Annotated in this window: 1 protein-coding gene, 1 rRNA gene and 1 pseudogene; 1 reads left to right on the top strand and 2 read right to left on the bottom strand. The window is 37.2% G+C overall.

What is annotated here, in order from left to right; all coding sequences use genetic code 11:
* Both ACNAV8_RS11535 and ACNAV8_RS11530 read right to left on the bottom strand, forming a co-directional pair.
* Positions 1–378 (bottom strand): 16S ribosomal RNA (locus ACNAV8_RS11535); the annotation flags it as partial.
* 362 nt (positions 379–740) lie between these two features.
* The gene (locus ACNAV8_RS11530; protein WP_415777748.1) at positions 741–1,391 is read right to left on the bottom strand and encodes a TfoX/Sxy family DNA transformation protein; all 651 of its coding nucleotides are present in this window, start codon (positions 1,389–1,391) and stop codon (positions 741–743) included.
* A 736-nt stretch (positions 1,392–2,127) separates the two neighbouring features.
* Between ACNAV8_RS11530 and ACNAV8_RS11525 the strand changes: the two are divergent.
* A pseudogene (locus ACNAV8_RS11525) lies at positions 2,128–2,335 on the top strand (IS110 family transposase); the annotation flags it as partial.

Below are 2,335 nucleotides of genomic sequence, written 5' to 3'. Positions count from 1 at the left end.
CATTGCGCAATATTCCCCACTGCTGCCTCCCGTAGGAGTCTGGGCCGTGTCTCAGTCCCAGTGTGGCTGGCCATCCTCTCAGACCAGCTAGAGATCGCAGGCTTGGTAGGCCTTTACCCCACCAACTACCTAATCCCACTTGGGCTCATCTTATGGCAGGTGGCAAAATCGTCCCACCCTTTAATCTNNCGATACTATGCGGTATTAGCCATCGTTTCCAATGGTTATCCCCCTCCATAAGCCAGATTCCCAAGCATTACTCACCCGTCCGCCACTCGTCAGCATCGAAAGCAAGCTTTCAACCCGTTACCGTTCGACTTGCATGTGTTAAGCCTGCCGCCAGCGTTCAATCTGAGCCATGATCAAACTCTTCAGTTTAATCTTTCTCAATTCGTACACTAACAAAGCTCTGTGATTTCATTTAAAATCACTATGAATTTCAGTTAAGCACTAATTGTTTCTAAATCTTTTTAAATTTTTCCAGAATCAACAAGTGCCCACACATATTGTCTGATTGATTGTTAAAGAGCAAAAAACAACGACGCGATGTGTATTTTCATTTTTCTACAACGTCGCGTCGTTGTGTGTGGCGTATTATAGGCATCTGAAAAATCTTTGCAAGTGTTTTTTGACAATTTTTTACAAAAAATTTTAAAAACATTGCAAATGATTATTTAGAAAACAAAGTGCGGTGAAAAATCTTACGCTTTTGTTTGTATTCCACCGCAATATGCTACTTATTAATCCTTGATAGGATCAATTGCTCTCATCCCCTCTTTAGCCAGCGCAGTATTTAAAGCCTCTAACGCTTTTTCCTTTTCCTCTTGTGTTAACATCATAGAATGCTTTCTCAAAGAAGCTGCTTTTAAGTTCCAGAAAAAGCTCAAATTAACACTCACTCCTGCTTTCTTAAGTGCAATATAGCAGTATTCTGCTCCTGCCTTTAAAAAATCATCAAAAGAACGAATTCCAATTTTATTCAGAAGACGTTCGTGTCTAACAGACAAGTTTACTCGACCGCGAATTAAATCAACTTTTGCCATTTCTTTCTGATTTCTATCTTCTTCTATTTGCTCAATTGACCATAGAACAACGGATTTATATAAATCTTTATTTTCTCTAATCTTATCAGGAAGAAGATAAAAATTTATACCACAAGAAACTGGCTTTTCAGAATGTTCCATATAAGGTATCGCCCCTTGGCTTTCCAAATATTGTGCTAATTTCCCAACAGCCCTTAGATAAAAATAGTTATCTTGAAATAAACCAAACATTGATTTTTCTTGGAAAATTCCATAACTATTAAAAACGCCTTTTGCTGAGACATCGCCAATAAGTTCACTTAGTTCTTTTCTAATTTCAAACGTTAGAGTGTTAGTAATACTCATCATAGTTCTCCTCGCTAGGTTAGTTATCAGGTGCTTAAAGTTATACCACATAAAATCACTCTTTTTACTTGATATTTTTGACCAATTATTATTTTTGCGACGATGATCGTAAATCCACAATGTCATTCCCCTTTTAGAGTCCAAAACACGATAAAATAACTCCCTTTTTTATCATTTATCCTGATAGGATTTTCTAATTAATTTTGACTATGCTCTCCAAAGTTTTTAGAAACATTAAGTCTTAAGTCAACATTACATAAAATTTCCAGCTTGCTCTTAAAACATCTACTCACAAGAAAAACATATAGAGACAGTATTAATACACAAAGCAATAGCATGTCTTGCGAACAAGTAAAATCTGACGGTATTGTTAAAGAAATTAGTATGTTACATAAGATAGTACAGCTCGATGAGCTATCTAGTCCTGACTAATTTTTTCTGCGCAGGGTATAACAAATATGTATAGTAATACACTATAGAAGGTAATTTTTTTACGAATTTTGGTAGGGGCAGACCTATGCATCTACCCGCTTAATATGAACTTATAATTTCTATCATTGGCCTAACACATAGGTTCGCCCCTTGTATATTAAAATTAATATAAAATAGCAACAAAACCCCGTTATCTGCATCTCGCGCTCGCCCCAGGCAACAATCCGAGTTGTAGCAATGAGGCAGATAACATTTCACCAAAAAACCGAACAGTTGCCAGACTTAAACCCGAATGCAAGGCAGGTTAATGATGAATGAACAAACTTATTGTGGTATTGATGTTGCTAAACGTCATTTCGTCATTGGGCTTTCTACCCAAAAACGAACAAAAACCGAAACCAACAATCTGAAAGGGATTGCGCATACCATTGAGTATTTACGTAGTTTCAGTGTGGACTTAATTGTCCTTGAAAGCACCGGTGGGCTTGAACTTCCATTAGCTAAAGCACTCCACC

The organism is Avibacterium endocarditidis (assembly GCF_965138825.1).
Lineage (GTDB): Bacteria > Pseudomonadota > Gammaproteobacteria > Enterobacterales > Pasteurellaceae > Avibacterium > Avibacterium endocarditidis.
This window is presented reverse-complemented; position numbering and strand designations above follow the sequence as displayed.